This is a genomic window from Hyphomonas sp. (genome assembly GCF_013823385.1).
In the GTDB taxonomy this organism is placed as follows: Bacteria; Pseudomonadota; Alphaproteobacteria; order Caulobacterales; family Hyphomonadaceae; genus Hyphomonas.
The window spans coordinates 1-1,373 of the sequence record NZ_PNMA01000142.1 but is presented as its reverse complement, the minus strand read 5'-3'; the positions used below and the strand labels follow the sequence as shown (position 1 = coordinate 1,373).

Annotated in this window: 3 protein-coding genes; all 3 read right to left on the bottom strand. The window is 57.7% G+C overall.

Annotated features, from left to right (window positions below):
- Positions 1–138: 138 nt before the first annotated feature.
- Positions 139–645, bottom strand: coding sequence for a hypothetical protein (locus C0456_RS20565; protein ID WP_291056580.1), 507 nt, complete (start codon positions 643–645; stop codon positions 139–141).
- A 16-nt stretch (positions 646–661) separates the two neighbouring features.
- Positions 662–1,051 carry a hypothetical protein gene (locus C0456_RS20560; protein WP_291056577.1) on the bottom strand — a complete coding sequence of 130 codons (390 nt, stop codon included), beginning with the start codon at positions 1,049–1,051 and terminating at the stop codon, positions 662–664.
- A gap of 139 nt (positions 1,052–1,190) precedes the next feature.
- Positions 1,191–1,373: hypothetical protein (locus C0456_RS20555; RefSeq protein ID WP_291056574.1), on the bottom strand; the 183-nt coding region annotated here is incomplete at its 5' end.

The following is a 1,373-nucleotide window of genomic DNA, read 5'->3' as shown; positions in this document are numbered from 1 at the left end:
GTCCCTGCGGCGTCTGCGTCTTTGGTCCGCTTTCCGGTTCCGAGCGCCTTTCGCTGCCGCCGCAACGTTTGGGGCGAGGTGTTCGTGACCAGTCACGCGCTCCATCATGAAGCGATGTGGTCCTTCGTGATGAACGGATCATGCGTAGGCATGTTCAAATCCGCCGCCGTTATGCCGGTTCTCGAGTGACATATGGTGTTTCGCGATGGCGGTGGATGTCTTCTTCGCGATCGTTTCGCACAGGCTTTGACGGATAGTTTCGAATTGCCCCTCGCACGCTGCCAGCTCGCTCGAAAGGCGAGCAGCGAGAGCGACTGCTACCAGGGCAGTCGTCTCGCAGCATGGGTCTTCGTATGAGCTAGCGCTGTTGTAGCAGAGCAGAACGAGGCCGGCTCTGATTGGGTCAATCTCGAGGTGAACCAGGACTCTCTGGAATTCGTCGATGGTCAGGCTGCCGGCTTCGAGCCTTTCAAAGAACCCTGCACGGCGGCTCCGTTTGAGGACCCCTTCGTCGGCCATTTTCCTGAGGCTCGTATGGCGCAACTGCATCTGTTCCTTGATCAGAGCTGCGTACATTCTGTTTACGCTGTGGGCCTTTACTCCCACGACCTCGGGCGTCCCCTTGCACATCCATGCCTCCGCCATGCCATACCATGCAATTTCATAGTGTGATCTTGCCGGCGGGAATTTTGCAAGTGGAAAATTCACCCTGCGCCACAAGCAAGGCACAGAACACAAGGGTTTCTCGTACGCCGCAATGGACTTTCGTCTTGGCGCTCAGCTCCCCTTTTAGGCGTTCGACGGCGGCATTTTCCTTCGAATTGAGCCGCACATAGATGCGGATGGGGCCGTCCACAGGGAGTTGAGCGACCAAGCCAGCTGCATGATCTTCCTTCGGCTCCTGATATCTCGCCAGGGCATAGATAAGGACGTCTTTGAATTTTACGAAGCGGCTTCGTTCCAGGCTTAGCGAGGCGATGGCCTTTACGATCTGTTCGAAGGCCACATCGCTGACGGCGATTTCGTGCGCCACATGCGTGTCCTGCTCCATGTCCAACCACCTTCCTGTCTTTCCAGAAGGGTTGCCCCCTCATCCGCTTCCGACACGGGTTCGAATCATTTCTTTGGCGGGCGGGAAGCCCCTGGTCGGAATTCCTGACCAGGGTGGTCGGAAATCACGACCGGGGTGGTCAGGAATCTCGACCGCCCTGGTCGGGAATCCAGACCGGGGTGGTTGCATTTTCCGACCGGGCTGGCCGCGAATCGCAACCACCCTGGTTGCCTATTCCGGACCAGTCGCACAAATCGGCGACCAGTTTCGAATCTAATGTTTGAGAAAAGGTGTCCCCCGGGCGGACTTTGGCTGTGGCGGT